The sequence below is a fragment of the Streptomyces sp. 35G-GA-8 genome, from assembly GCF_023534745.1.
In the GTDB taxonomy this organism is placed as follows: domain Bacteria; phylum Actinomycetota; class Actinomycetes; order Streptomycetales; family Streptomycetaceae; genus Streptomyces.
Genome location: NZ_JAMHJQ010000001.1, coordinates 311948 through 324654, shown reverse-complemented (window position 1 = coordinate 324654; position 12707 = coordinate 311948). Strand labels below are relative to the sequence as shown.

The following is a 12707-nucleotide window of genomic DNA, read 5'->3' as shown; positions in this document are numbered from 1 at the left end:
GGACCGGCCGGTGGAAGTCTGGTGGTTGTGTCACAGCAGCCCCGCCGCCCGCGCCCACGCGTACTTCGCGCCGAGCGCCGCGACCGGCTTCTCGGTGGTGTACGGATAGGCCACCACTCCGCGCTCGAAGAGGTACCGACAGGCCTCCTCCACCTCGATGTCGCCCGCGAGGGACGCCACCACCGGTTTGCGGATGCCCTTCGCCCGGAACTCCGCGACCACGCGGGCCGTTAGTTCTGCGAAGGCCATGGGAGGAGTGACGATCGTGTGCCAGTAGCCCAGCACCAGCGCGTGGATCCGCGGGTCCTCAAGGCCGAGCCTGATCGTCGCCTCGTACGTGGCCGGCGGCTCGCCCCCGGTGATGTCCACCGGATTGCCCGCCGCGCCGAAGGGAGGGATGAACGCGCGGAACGATGTGTCGAGGTCCGGCGGGATCTCCATCAGCGACATGCCGTTGTCGACGACGGCGTCGGAGAGCAGTACGCCCGAGCCGCCCGCGCCGGTGATGATGACGACGTTGTCGCCCAGCGGAGTGGGGAGCACGGGCAGCGCCCGCGCGTACTCCAGCATCTCGTTGAGGCCCGGCGCCCGGATGACGCCCGCCTGCCGCAGCACATCGTCGTAGACGGCGTCGTCACCCGCGAGCGCGCCGGTGTGCGAGCCCGCCGCCCTGGCGCCGGCCGCCGTACGCCCGGCCTTGAGGACCACGACCGGTTTCCTCGGTACGGTCGCGCGCGCCGCCGCCACGAAGGCCCGGCCGTCCTTCAGGTCCTCCAGATGCATGGCGACGCACTCGGTGTTCGGGTCCTCGCCGAACCAGGTCAGCAGATCGTCCTCGTCGAGGTCCGACTTGTTGCCGAGGCCGACGATCGCCGAGACACCCGTTCCCGTGCTCCTGGCGAAGCCGAGGATCGCCATCCCGATGCCGCCGGACTGCGAGGTCAGCGCCACGCCGCCGCGGACGTCGTACGGGGTGCAGAAGGTGGCGCAGAGGTCCTGCCAGGTGGAGTAGTAGCCGTAGATGTTCGGCCCCAGCAGCCGTACGCCGTACTCCTCGCCGATCTCCACGATCCGCGCCTGGAGTTCGTGCTCGCCGGTCTCGGCGAAGCCGGAGGGGATCAGCACGGCGTTCGGGATGCCCCGGCGGCCGACCTCTTCGAGGGCCGAGGGGACGGAGGCCGCGGGGATCGCGAAGACCGCCACATCGGGCTGGCCCGGAACGTCCATCACGCTCTTGTACGCCTTACGGCCGAGTATGTCATCGGCCTTGGGGTTCACCGGATGGATCTCTCCCGGGAATCCCCCGTCGATCAGGTTCCGCATGACCGAGTTGCCGATCTTGCCCGGCTCGCCGGAGGCCCCGATCACCGTCACCGAGGCGGGCTTCATCAGCCGCCGCATCGAGACGAGGATCTCCTCGCGGGTGTACGTACGGCGCCTGACCGGCTTCTCGGCGGCCAGCAGGATACGTACGTCCGCGGCCGTCACCCCGCTCGCCGAGGCGAACACCGGGTTGAGATCGATCTCCGCGATCTCCGGGAAGTCGGCCGCGAGCCGCGACACCTTCACCACCAAGTCGGCGAGCGCGTCCCGGTCGACGGCCGCGCCGCCGCGGGCGCCGCGCAGCACCTCCGCCGCGCGGATCCCGTCGAGCATCGACAGCGCGTCGTCCCTGGACGCCGGCGCGAGCCGGAACGTGACGTCCTTGAGGACCTCCACCAGGACACCGCCGAGACCGAAGGCCACGATCGGGCCGAAGGTCGGGTCGGTGACCGTACCGACGAGCACCTCGGTGCCGGCCGGCACCATCTGCTGCACCTGTACGCCGAGGATCCGCGCCTGCGGGTCGTACGCCCGCGCGTTGCTGACGATCCCGGTGAACGCCCCGCGCACCTCCGCGGTCGAGCGCAGGCCCGTCATGACGCCGCCCGCCTCCGTCTTGTGCGTGATCTGCGGCGAGACGATCTTCAGCGCGACCGGGAATCCGATCCGGTCGGCGAGGGCCACCGCCTCGTCGGCGCACTCGGCGAGGCCCTCCGCCGGGGTGGGGATGGCGTACGCGTCGGTGACGCTCTTGCCCTCGGGCGCGGTCAGGGCCGTACGTCCCTCGGCCAGTGCGGCGTCCAGGACAGCGCGTACGGCCTTCTGACGCTCCTCAGTGATGTCCACCGCTAGATGACTCCGTTCGTTTTGAGCAGTCGCAGTTCCTCGTCGTCGAGACCGAGTTCGCCGACGTAGACCTCCGCGTTGTGCTCACCGAGCAGAGGTGAGGTGACCACGTCAACAGGAGAGTCGGAGAGCTTCAGCGGGCTGCCGACCGTGGTGAACGTGCCGCGCTGAGGATGCGGGACCTCGACGACCATCTCGTTGGCCGCCAGGGAGTCGTCCTCGATGATCTCCTTGGTGGAGAGGATCGGGCCGCACGGGATGTTGTGCGCGTTGAGCTTCTCCAGCACCTCCCACTTGGGAAGCGTGCTCGTCCACTCCTCGATGAGCTGGAACATCTTGCCGAGCTTGGGCAGCCGGGCCTCCGGGGTCGCCCAGTCGGGGTCGTCGGCCAGCTCGGGCCGCCCCATCAGCTCGGTGACCGGCCGCCAGCCGACCGGCTGGACGATCACATACACATAGTCGTTGGGGCCGCCCGGCGCGCATCTGACGGCCCATCCGGGCTGTCCGCCGCCGCTCGCGTTGCCGCTGCGCGGTACGTCGTCGCCGAAGTCCTCGTTGGGGTACTCGGCGAGCGGTCCGCGCGCCAGCCGCTGCTGGTCGCGGAGCTTGACCCGGCAGAGGTTGAGGACGGCGTGCTGCATCGCGACATTGACGCGCTGGCCGCGACCGGTGTGCTCACGCTGGAAGAGCGCGGCGAGTATGCCGGCGACGGCGTGGATGCCGGTGCCCGAGTCGCCTATCTGCGCGCCGGTGGCGAGCGGGGGCCCGTCCTCGAAGCCGGTGGTGGTCATCGAGCCGCCCATGGCCTGCGCGACGACCTCGTACGCCTTGAAGTTGGTGTACGGGCCCTCGCCGAAGCCCTTGATGGAGGCGTAGACGATCCGCGGGTTGATCTCCTGGATGCGCTCCCAGGTGAAACCCATGCGGTCCACGGCGCCGGGGCCGAAGTTCTCCACCATGACATCGGAGCGGCGGATCAGCTCGGTGAGGATCTCCTTGCCGCGCTCGGTCTTGGTGTTGAGGGTGATGGACCGCTTGTTGCAGTTGAGCATCGTGAAGTACAGCGAGTCGACATCGGGGATGTCGCGCAGCTGCTTGCGCGTGATGTCGCCGGTCGGAGCCTCCAGCTTCAGCACGTCCGCGCCGAGCCAGCCGAGCAACTGGGTCGCGGAGGGGCCGGACTGAACATGCGTCATGTCCAGGACCCGTACGCCGGAGAGTGCCTTGCCCGACGCGGTCGTCCTGGGGGTCTCAAGAGCCTGAGTCATGGAGGGACTCCTCTACTTGTACCTGGTGTGGTCCGTGGGTACGGGGGCGTGCGTTTCGCTCGCTTCTGTCCGGCATGAGGAGGCCCCTGTCCCTTCGCATACGGGAGGGCGCTCGCCCTCGCGGTACATTGCATACAGTCGACGAATACTGTATGAAGCTTGTTATCCCGCATCCTGCGGATGGTGTCCAGGGGGCGTGCGGCACTTTCGTCAAAAAGGGAGCCGGCATGGATCTGTACGAGCACCAAGCGAGGGAACTCCTCACGGACCATGGCATCGCGGTGCCTGAGGCCGAAGTGGTGGAGCTGGCGAGGGAGGCCCGATTCGCCGCCGAGCGGCTCGGTGGCCGGGTGGTCGTCAAGGCACAGGTGAAGACCGGAGGCCGGGGCAAGGCGGGCGGAGTGAAGCTCGCGACCGACCCGGCCGCAGCGGAACTGACCGCCCGTCAGATGCTCGGAATGGATATCAAGGGCCACACGGTCAGGAAGGTGATGCTGGCCCAACCAGTGCATATTGCATCTGAGTTCTATGTGTCCTACGTCCTCGACCGGGCCGCGGGCACCTTCCTCGCGATCGCCTCGGCCGAGGGCGGCATGGACATCGAAGAGCTCGCGGCGAGCCGCCCCGAGGCGGTGGCGAGGGTCCCCGTCGACCCCGCGGAAGGGGTCACGGAAGCGAAGGCGGCGGAGATCGCGAGGGCCGCTCAGCTGCCCCCCGAGACCGTCCCCGTACTCCGGGCGCTCTGGCGGGTGGTGGTCCGGGAGGATGCCCTTCTGGTCGAAGTCAACCCATTGGTCCGTACCGAAGAAGGGCTGATTCTCGCCCTCGACGGAAAAATAACCCTTGACGACAACGCGCGCTTCCGGCAAGAGCGTTGGGGTGACCGTGAGAGCGACGAGCACGGTGACCCGCTGGAAGCCCTGGCGTCGGCCAAGGGGCTCAACTACGTCAAGCTCGACGGCGAGGTCGGCATCATCGGCAACGGCGCGGGCCTCGTCATGTCCACCCTCGATGTGGTCGCCGGCTGCGGCGCCCGCCCCGCCAACTTCCTCGACATCGGGGGAGGGGCGTCCGCCCAGGTGATGGCGGACGGCCTGACGGTCATCCTCTCCGACCCGGCGGTCAAGTCCGTGTTCGTGAACGTCTTCGGCGGCATCACGGCCTGCGACGCCGTCGCCGAGGGCATCGTCCAGGCCCTGGAATCCGTGCGGTTGACCAAGCCGCTCGTGGTGCGCCTCGACGGCAACAACGCGGCCCGTGGCCGAGCGATCCTCGCGGACCGCGCGCACCCACTCGTGGAGCAGGTCAACACCATGGACGGAGCGGCCCGGCAGGCCGCCGTCCTGGCGAACGTCGGATAGCGATCGGATTTGCGGGATACGCGGGATAAGGAGAGCGACAGACCATGGCGATCTTCCTGACCAAGGAGAGCAAGGTCCTCGTCCAGGGCATGACCGGCGGCGAGGGCATGAAACACACCCGGCGGATGCTCGCCGCCGGGACCGACATCGTCGGCGGTGTGAACCCGCGCAAGGCGGGCCGTACCGTCGACTTCGACGACCGGGCCGTACCCGTCTTCGGCTCGGTGAGCGAGGGCATGGCGGCGACGGGCGCGGACGTCACCGTCGTCTTCGTACCGCCACCGTTCGCCAAGGCCGCGGTCATCGAGGCCGCGGACGCGCGCATCGGGCTCGCGGTCGTGATCACCGAGGGCATCCCCGTCCATGACGCCGTCGCCTTCCAGGCGTACGCCAAGAAGCGGGGCACCCGGATCGTCGGCCCCAACTGTCCCGGACTGATCAGCCCCGGGCAGTCCAACGCGGGCATCATCCCGGCGGACATCGCCGCCAAGCCCGGCCGGATCGGACTCGTCTCCAAATCCGGCACCCTGACCTACCAGCTCATGTACGAGCTGCGGGAAACCGGCTTCTCCTCCGCCGTCGGCATCGGCGGCGATCCCGTCGTGGGCACCACTCATATCGACTGCCTCGCCGCCTTCGAGGACGACCCGGACACAGAACTGATCGTTCTCATCGGGGAGATCGGCGGCGACGCGGAGGAACGCGCGGCGGCCTACATAGCCGAGCGCGTCACCAAGCCGGTCATCGGTTACATCGCCGGATTCACCGCGCCGGAAGGCAAGACGATGGGACACGCCGGCGCGATCGTCTCCGGCTCCTCCGGTACAGCGGAGGCGAAGAAGAAGGCCCTGGAGGCGGTCGGCGTGCGGGTCGGCTCAACCCCCTCGGAGACCGCGCGACTGGTACTCGACCGCCTCGCGACGTCACGTGACGTCGCTCATAATTGAAGGGAGTGTGTGCCTCCCCCCATCCGGATCACGGTTCACTACGGACGAGAGCCGAGCCATGCAACTCCCGCCACGCTAGAGCGGAGACCCTCAATGGCACCCACCCTCACCACTTCCCCACTCATACTCAAGCCGGGCACGGCCTGGTCGGACGCATGGGACCGCTGCCTCACGGTGGCGCCCGAGGCGTTCCAGGACGACCGTGTGCGCAACCTCTGGGCCGCGTCCTGGAAGTCAGACGGCCGCGCCGTGCCCGCGACCAGCCCGGTCGACGGCAGTCCCATCGCCGGCCCGCCCCGGCTCGACTCCGAAACCGCCCAGCGGGCTGTGCGCGCCTGCCTGGACACACACCGCGCCTGGCGCGATGTCCCACTGTCCGAGCGCAAGGCACGCGTCACGGCCACGCTCGACGCGCTCACCGAACACCGTGAACTGCTCGCCCTCCTGCTCGTCTGGGAGATCGGCAAGCCGTGGCGGCTCGCCCAGGCCGACGTCGACCGGGCGATCGACGGCGTGCGCTGGTACGTCGACGGCATCGAACCGATGCTGGCGGACCGGACCCCGCTGGCGGGCCCCGTCTCCAACATCGCCAGCTGGAACTACCCGATGTCCGTCCTGATCCACGCGATGCTGGTGCAGGCACTGGCCGGCAACGCGGTGATCGCCAAGGCGCCGACCGACGGGGGAGTGGCCTGTCTGACCCTGGCCTGCGCGCTCGCCGTCCGCGAGGGCGTCCCCCTCACGCTGGTCAGCGGCAGCGGCGGCGAACTCTCCGAGGCGCTCGTGCGCGCGCCCGAGATCGGCTGCGTCTCCTTCGTCGGAGGCCGCGACACCGGCGCCAGAATCGCCACAGCAGTCGCTGACCTGGGCAAACGGCATATCCTCGAACAGGAGGGCCTGAACACCTGGGGTATCTGGAACTTCAGCGACTGGTCCTCATTGACCGCGGTCATCCCCAAACTCTTCGACTACGGCAAGCAGCGCTGCACCGCGTATCCACGCTTCGTGGTCCAGCGCTCGCTCTTCGCCGACTTCCTGGCCGCCTATCTCCCCGCCGTACGCTCCATCCGCCTGGGCCATCCCCTCGCGGTCGAGCGGCCCGGCGACCCGCTGCCGGAACTGGACTTCGGACCGCTCATCAACGCGGCCAAGGCCAAGGAACTGAACGACCAGGTGTCCGAGGCGATCAGCCGCGGCGCCGTCCCGCTGCACCAGGGAGTACTGGAAGAGGGACTGTTCCTGCCCGGCCAGGACACCAGCGCCTATCTCCCGCCCGTCACCCTGCTCAACCCGCCCCCGTCCTCCCCGCTGCACCACGCGGAACCCTTCGGCCCGGTCGACACGATCGTCCTGGTCGATACGGAGGCGGAACTGCTGGCCGCGATGAACGCCTCGAACGGAGCCCTCGTCGCGACCCTCTCCACCGACGACCCGGCCACCTACGCCCGGCTCTCCCCGCAGATCCGCGCCTTCAAGACCGGCCACGGCAAACCCCGCTCCCGCGGGGACCGGGACGAGCTGTTCGGCGGCTTCGGCCACTCCTGGCGCGGCGCGTTCGTCGGCGGTGAACTCCTCGTACGAGCGGTGACGGACGGCCCCACGGGCGAGCGCCCGCCGGGCAACTTCCCGGACTACCACCTGATGCCATAACCCCTACCGTGCCGAGCGCTCCCCATCCCCCCGGGGGGAGCGCTCGGCACCCCCTTCAGCCCGCCATGACGTTCGGTCCCCGCCCCGCGACGCTCTGTACCGGCCACCCCGCACGAGGCGTCGGGAACGTCGAAGCGCGACCGGCCATGGACCCCTGACCACCGGATATACGGGTGAGAGCCACCTCGAACCCCTGGTATCGTTGTCTCTGTCGCCGCGGCCACACACCGCGGTTCGACCACTCGTCCGGGTGGCGGAATGGCAGACGCGCTAGCTTGAGGTGCTAGTGCCCTTTATCGGGCGTGGGGGTTCAAGTCCCCCCTCGGACACCAGTAATACCGATAACCAGTAGAGACCCCAGTTGATCTGGGGTCTTTCTGTTTCTCGCGCGCTCGTCGAGGGCGAGGCCATCGCCGCGATCGCCAACGGTCCCGAACTCGCCCGCACCGCAGCCGACTTGGGCATCGGCTTCGGCGTTGACGCGGTCTTCGGCGCCTCCTCGTCGGAGGCCGTGCTGTCCTGGGCCGGGCACGGCATCCTTGGCCCCGGCGGCGACTGGTACCGCCGCCCGGGCTGTAGGGGTCAGGAGACGACCCGCGCGAGGAAGCCGCGGATATGGCCGGTGATCTCCTCCAGATGGCTTTCCAGGGCGAAGTGCCCGGACTCGACGAGATGGATCTCCGCGTCGGGCAGGTCGCGCTGGAAGGCGCGGGCGCCGTCCGGGCCGAAGATCTCGTCGTTGGCCCCCCACACGGCCAGCAGCGGCACCTGGCTGTCGCGGAAGTACTGCTGTAGCTGGGGGTAGAGAGCGACATTGGTCGGATAGTCGCGGAACAGCGCGAGCTGGATGGCGTCATTGCCCGCCCGGTTGAGCAGCGACTGGTCGACGGTCCAGCCGTCCGGGCTGACGAGGCTCGGATCCGCGACCCCGTTCAGGTACTGCCAGCGGGTCAGTTCGAGGGTCAGGGCGGCGCGGAGAGGGGCTTCGTTCTTGGGCGTCGGGTTCTCGGCGTAGGCGAACAGCCTGTCCCAGAACGCCTTGACGAACCCGTCGGTGTAGGCGTTGCCGTTCTGCGTGATGATCGCGGTGATGCTCCGGGGGGACCGCGTCGCGAGCCGCCAGGCGATCGGCGCCCCGTAGTCGTGCACATAGACCGCGAACCGCTCGACACCCAGCCGCTCCAGCAGAGCGGCGGTCACGTCGGTGAGGGAGTCGAAGGTGTAGTCGAACTCGTCGACCGTCGGCATGGCCGACTGGCCGTATCCGATCATGTCGGGCGCGATGACGCGGTAGCTGTCGGCGAGAGCCGGAATCAGGTTCCGGAACATGTGTGAGCTGGTCGGGAAGCCGTGCAGCAGTACGAGCGCCGGCGCCTGCGGGTCTCCGGCCTCCCGGTAGAAGACATCCATGCCGTTGACGGTGGCGGTGCGGTGATGCACAACGCTGCTCATGCCAACCTCCAAGATTGCTTTGAACGGTTAGTTACAGTGCAGCACGTGACATCTAACTCGTCAAGTCAGCTTTAATGGTTAGGTGTGCCGACGGGTGACGGTGAGGGTCGGTGTGAGGGTGGGGTAACCTGTCAACAGTGGAAAACAGGTTAGGGGCGGGGTGTGGTGATCGACAGGACTCAAGAAGACACACTGCTGGCACTGCTCAACACGACCCCCGTGGTCGAGGGCACGACACACGACGCCCTCGGCACACCCTCGGCGGGCCGCGCATGGGCGCGTGACCACGGGGGGAGTGGGTCGAGCGATGAACTCGGCTGCCTCATCGCCGTACGCGACGCACTTCAGGACGTGGTGAGAGGCGAGCGCGAGCCGGCGTGCCTGGGCGCATTCCTTGAGGGCGTCAGCAGCGTTCCCGACCTCTCGGACGGCAAGCTCGAATGGTCCCTTCGGGCACCCGAGGCGCGTCGTCTGGCGGTTGAGACCGTACTGACCTGGGCCGGCCTCCAGCAGGCCAGGCCGGGACGGCTCAGGCCGTGCGCGAACACGGAGTGCCAACGCTTCCTTCTCGATCGCAGCAAGCCCAACAGCGCCCGGTGGTGCTCCATGGCCGAGTGCGGCAACCGGATGAAGGCCCGGCGCCACTATCAGCGCGTCAAGGAAGCCCAGAACCCCTAGAAAAGGGTCCGGCCGGCCCGGAGCCGGCTCACAGGTCGAGAATCACGTCCGTGGCGGGGATGCTGCAGCACGGCAGAGCTTCACCCGAGGCGGGATCCTCCAGGGGCTGCGTTGTGTACTGGACCTGGCCGGTGAGCAGGGGGGTGGCGCAGGTGTGGCACACCCCGGTACGGCAGGACCAGCGGGTGGGGATGTCGCACGCCTCCGCCAGCTCCAGCAGCGTTCCGTACCGGTCCGACCAGCGGGTGGACAGTCCGCTGCGGGCGAAGGTGACGGAGGGCCCCGTGCCCAGGGGGCCGGGCGGCTGGTGGGGGCGTCCGGTCACACGATCCGTGACGCCCGGGTTGATGGCCGTCAGCGCGCCGAAGACCTCGGTGTGGATGTGCGAACCGCTCAGCCCCGCCAACTGGAGAGCGGACGTCACGTCCGACATGAAGCCCGTCGGCCCGCACAGGTAGGCGTGCGCGTCGCCGGGGATGCCCAGTTCCCGGATGTTTTCGCTGGTCATGCGACCGTGGGTGACGTAGGGTCCCTCGGCGACCTGGAGGTCCGGGGCGGTGTAGTAGAGGAAGGCGCGGGCGTTGGGCAGCCGCGCGAGCAGGTGCCGGGACTCCTCCGCGAAGGCGTGCTGCCCGGGTTCCCGTGCGGTGTGCACCCACCACACGGCACGGGAGCTGTGCTCACCGGCCAGCGCGTACAGCATCGCCAGTACGGGGGTGACACCGATTCCCGCCGAGAACAGCGCCACGGGCGTGTGCTCCCCGGTCAGCACGAACGCCCCGCGTGGGGCGGCCGCCTCGATGATATCGCCCCTCTTCAGACGCGTGTGGAGGTAGGTGCTGACTTCGCCGTGTTCCTCGCGTTTGACACTGATCCGGTACTCGGCGGCGCCGGGAGCGGAGGACAGCGAATACGAACGCACCGGACGCTGCCCGCCCTCTCCGGGAATCCGCACACTCAGATACTGGCCGGGCATGGCTGCCGGCAGTGGCCCGGAGTCCGGGGACCGCAGATAGAACGAGGCGACCACCGGGGTCTCGGTGGCGACCCGGCTCACGCGCAGCCGCTTGAAGCCCTTCCACCCCGGCGCGGCGGGCGCGGGGCCGGGCGGCTGGTCGAGCCGGCGGCTCATGTCCTCGAAGGACTGCCGCCAGCCGGGGCTGAGCGCCTCGATGCTCAGGGCGGCACGCAGCTTGGCCGGATCGGCCCCCGGGAGATAGAGGAGGGCGTCGATGTCGGCGACGGTCAGCGACCCCTTGCCGGTACGGGTCCGTGTGATCCGGTCTCCCGCGCGGACCCGGCCCTCGGTGATGACACGGAGGTAGAAGCCGGGGCGGTGGTGGGCGACCAGCAGGGAGGCCATGCGCGGTTCGTTCAGCCGCATGCCGACCCGGTAACAGGTCACACGCGGCTGGGTCACCTCGAACTCGGCTTCACCGATGCGGTACCGGTCGCCGACGCACACCTCGTCGTCCGCCAGCCCGTCCACGGTGAAGTTCTCCCCGAACCGGCCGAATTCGAGATCGTCGCGCTCCAGAACCTCGCGCCAGTACGCGTACGACTGCGTCTGGTAGACGAGGACCGCCCGCTGCTCCCCGCCATGGCCCTGAAGGTCGCCCTGGCCGTCTCCGTCGATGTTGAGGCGGCGCACCATCCGGGGGCCGTCGACGGGATACTTCCACGCTCCCGTGTGTACGGTTCTGCCCTGCCAGGGCACGTCCTTCGGCAGTCCCACATTGACTGACAGCAGGGTCGCCATCGCATCCTCCCAGCGCGGCGCCGCCGCACACCAGGTCCGCCCGCCGCCACGACAGGCAGAGAAGCCCACCAAAAGGTACAAAGGTTATGTGAGCAAGAACGCCGAACACTCCCGCGACATGGAGGAATGGGCCGACCGGATCCGGAAGGTCTCCACGGCGCACGACCCGAAGGCCGCCCGCAAGCTGGCCGACGACATCTACCGTGCCGCGCAGGAGGACCTTGACGCCGAGCGTGCCCGGGCCGAACTCGAACGCGAGGAATAGCCGGCCCCCGACCCCTGGCCGCCAGTGACACGCGGGGAACGGCCCTGCGCCGCTCACACGAGCGGCTGCCCTCCGTCGACCGCCAGGCTGACACCGGTCATGAAGGTGTTGGTCAGGGCGAACAGCACGGCCTGGGCGATGTCCTCGGGTGTGCCGATCCTGCGTGCGGGGTTGGTCGCGGACTTCGTCTCCAGGAAGGCGTCCTTCTTCTCGCCCAGCCCGTCCCACGCACCGGTGTCGACGGTTCCCGGGGAGATGGCGTTCACCCGCAGTGGGGCGAGTTCCACGGCCAGTGAACGGATCACCACGTTCACCGAGCCGTTGGTCGCCGCCACCCCGAGATATCCGGGATCCGGCTCAAGAGCGGCCACCCCCGAGAACAGTACGAACGATCCTGTCCTCGGCATCTTCGGCGCGAAGTGCTTGGCCAGCATGATCGGGCCCACGACCTTCGTGTGGAAGGACAGCAGGATCGCCTCCGGCGTCAGGTCGCGGACGGCGCCGCGTGCCCTGGCCGATGCCGTGGACACCACGTGGTGGACGCCGCCCACCTCGTCCGCGAGCGCCGCGATCGAGGTCTCGTCCGTCATGTCGACGCTCTTCACGGAGACGCCGGTGTCCTTGTACGCGGTCGCGAGCGCATCCCGGTTGCGACCCGCGGCGATCACACGGGCCCCCTCGGCCGCGGCGGAGTCGACAATCGCCCGCGCGATGCCGCTCCCGCGTCCGACCACAAGGACCGTCTCGCCCTGCAAGGAATCCGCCACCAGGTGCTCCTTCGATTGGTCCGCGCGACAGTAGAGCCTCCTGCCCATACGCGGGGATTACGGGGATTCGGGACATGTGAGTACCGGAGGATCAAAACACACTGCGCGAACGATCCCCGGGCGGCAGGCCCGCCGAAAAGTCCCCGGGGCCGAATTGACGGGCATTCTGCCGCCGTCCCACGCGGACGGGTTGGACATTCGTTCGCTCACCGCGCATGAGCAGTTCTTCGGCTACGGCACGGTCCTCGCTCCACACGGAAATCGCGGCGCCTGATCGCTTGTCATCCCGCGAATGGCTCGCCTACGGTCCTGCCCCAGGGATTCCCCCCACACCCCCCACCCCCCACAACCCCCCACCGGTCGGGCCGAATTGGTCGCGAATTCACCTTCG

At 68.8% G+C, this 12707-nt stretch carries 10 protein-coding genes and 1 tRNA gene; 6 read left to right on the top strand and 5 right to left on the bottom strand.

Annotated features, from left to right (window positions below; translation table 11 throughout):
* Nucleotides 1-30 precede the first annotated feature (30 nt).
* On the bottom strand, nucleotides 31-2163 hold the full coding sequence (locus M1203_RS01410; RefSeq protein ID WP_249947904.1) for an acetate--CoA ligase family protein: 2133 nt from the start codon (nucleotides 2161-2163) through the stop codon (nucleotides 31-33).
* Between the two features lie 8 nt (nucleotides 2164-2171).
* On the bottom strand, nucleotides 2172-3437 hold the full coding sequence (frc, locus tag M1203_RS01405) for a formyl-CoA transferase (protein ID WP_249947580.1): 1266 nt from the start codon (nucleotides 3435-3437) through the stop codon (nucleotides 2172-2174).
* Nucleotides 3438-3664: 227 nt separating this feature from the next.
* Here frc and sucC point away from each other — a divergent pair, with 227 nt between their 5' ends.
* The 4 genes from sucC to M1203_RS01385 all read left to right on the top strand — a co-directional run bounded on the left by sucC (nucleotide 3665) and on the right by M1203_RS01385 (nucleotide 7727).
* Complete coding sequence (gene sucC, locus M1203_RS01400) at nucleotides 3665-4798, top strand: ADP-forming succinate--CoA ligase subunit beta (protein ID WP_249947579.1); 1134 nt, start codon at nucleotides 3665-3667, stop codon at nucleotides 4796-4798.
* Nucleotides 4799-4842: 44 nt separating this feature from the next.
* Nucleotides 4843-5745: a succinate--CoA ligase subunit alpha gene (gene sucD, locus M1203_RS01395; RefSeq protein ID WP_249947578.1), complete on the top strand. Its 903-nt coding sequence runs from the start codon at nucleotides 4843-4845 to the stop codon at nucleotides 5743-5745.
* Between the two features lie 93 nt (nucleotides 5746-5838).
* A complete protein-coding gene (locus M1203_RS01390) occupies nucleotides 5839-7395 on the top strand; it encodes an aldehyde dehydrogenase family protein (protein WP_249947577.1) in 1557 nt (518 codons plus the stop codon).
* 244 nt (nucleotides 7396-7639) lie between these two features.
* A tRNA-Leu gene (locus M1203_RS01385) sits at nucleotides 7640-7727 on the top strand.
* A gap of 250 nt (nucleotides 7728-7977) precedes the next feature.
* Here M1203_RS01385 and M1203_RS01380 read toward each other — a convergent pair.
* Nucleotides 7978-8847 (bottom strand): alpha/beta fold hydrolase, encoded by an 870-nt coding sequence (locus tag M1203_RS01380; protein WP_249947576.1) that lies wholly within the window; start codon nucleotides 8845-8847, stop codon nucleotides 7978-7980.
* Between the two features lie 165 nt (nucleotides 8848-9012).
* Between M1203_RS01380 and M1203_RS01375 the strand changes: the two genes are divergently transcribed.
* Nucleotides 9013-9525 carry a CGNR zinc finger domain-containing protein gene (locus M1203_RS01375; RefSeq protein ID WP_249947903.1) on the top strand — a complete coding sequence of 171 codons (513 nt, stop codon included), beginning with the start codon at nucleotides 9013-9015 and terminating at the stop codon, nucleotides 9523-9525.
* Between the two features lie 28 nt (nucleotides 9526-9553).
* Here M1203_RS01375 and M1203_RS01370 read toward each other — a convergent pair whose 3' ends face one another.
* The gene (locus M1203_RS01370) at nucleotides 9554-11284 is read right to left on the bottom strand and encodes an MOSC and FAD-binding oxidoreductase domain-containing protein (RefSeq protein ID WP_249947575.1); all 1731 of its coding nucleotides are present in this window, start codon (nucleotides 11282-11284) and stop codon (nucleotides 9554-9556) included.
* 88 nt (nucleotides 11285-11372) lie between these two features.
* On the opposite strand from M1203_RS01370, the gene M1203_RS01365 reads away from it, so the two are divergent.
* Nucleotides 11373-11549 (top strand): hypothetical protein, encoded by a 177-nt coding sequence (locus tag M1203_RS01365; protein ID WP_249947574.1) that lies wholly within the window; start codon nucleotides 11373-11375, stop codon nucleotides 11547-11549.
* Between the two features lie 53 nt (nucleotides 11550-11602).
* Here the strand turns inward: M1203_RS01365 and M1203_RS01360 are convergent, their stop codons facing one another.
* Nucleotides 11603-12316, bottom strand: coding sequence for an SDR family oxidoreductase (locus tag M1203_RS01360; protein ID WP_249947573.1), 714 nt, complete (start codon nucleotides 12314-12316; stop codon nucleotides 11603-11605).
* Between the last annotated feature and the right edge of the window lie 391 nt (nucleotides 12317-12707).

What these genes read in the sequence shown, in the direction of transcription:
- frc (WP_249947580.1), bottom strand. Translation starts at nt 3,437, where the DNA reads ATGACTCAGGCTCTTGAGACCCCCAGGACGACCGCGTCGGGCAAGGCA.
- sucC (WP_249947579.1), top strand. Translation starts at nt 3,665, where the DNA reads ATGGATCTGTACGAGCACCAAGCGAGGGAACTCCTCACGGACCATGGC.
- sucD (WP_249947578.1), top strand. Translation starts at nt 4,843, where the DNA reads ATGGCGATCTTCCTGACCAAGGAGAGCAAGGTCCTCGTCCAGGGCATG.
- M1203_RS01390 (WP_249947577.1), top strand. Translation starts at nt 5,839, where the DNA reads ATGGCACCCACCCTCACCACTTCCCCACTCATACTCAAGCCGGGCACG.
- M1203_RS01380 (WP_249947576.1), bottom strand. Translation starts at nt 8,847, where the DNA reads ATGAGCAGCGTTGTGCATCACCGCACCGCCACCGTCAACGGCATGGAT.
- M1203_RS01370 (WP_249947575.1), bottom strand. Translation starts at nt 11,284, where the DNA reads ATGGCGACCCTGCTGTCAGTCAATGTGGGACTGCCGAAGGACGTGCCC.